The 349-nt window shown below is 62.5% G+C and carries 1 protein-coding gene; it reads left to right on the top strand.

What is annotated here, in order from left to right:
- On the top strand, nt 1–349 hold a 349-nt coding region (locus EN862_RS36475), incomplete at both ends, for a hypothetical protein (protein ID WP_210235707.1).

Here is a 349-nt window from a genome sequence, read left to right as displayed (position 1 = left end):
GCCAATCCGGACGGCCCGCATCCGGTCTTCGGCGAGGGCGGGCGCTACGTGGATTCGCCTGTCTTCAAGAGCCCTGACGTGATCGAGGCCATCGAGGTAAAGACCTACCATCGCTGGACGACCATCAACGGTGTCGCCCAGATGCGCGAAGTGCCGCTGACGCCAAAACTGCAGGAGCAGATCAACAAGGATGTGGCGCTGCGCAACGAGAACCCCGCCTATCAGCCGCGCTGGGTTTTCCTCGATGCGCCGCCTTCCGCGGAATTGCAGCGGGCGCTCGACGATGCGGGAATTGTCGGCAACATCTTCGGACACAGCAAGCCCGCTACGGCAACTCCGCAATCTCAAC

Source organism: Mesorhizobium sp. M2E.F.Ca.ET.219.01.1.1, assembly GCF_004016445.2.
Taxonomy (GTDB): Bacteria; Pseudomonadota; Alphaproteobacteria; order Rhizobiales; family Rhizobiaceae; genus Mesorhizobium.
This window is presented reverse-complemented; position numbering and strand designations above follow the sequence as displayed.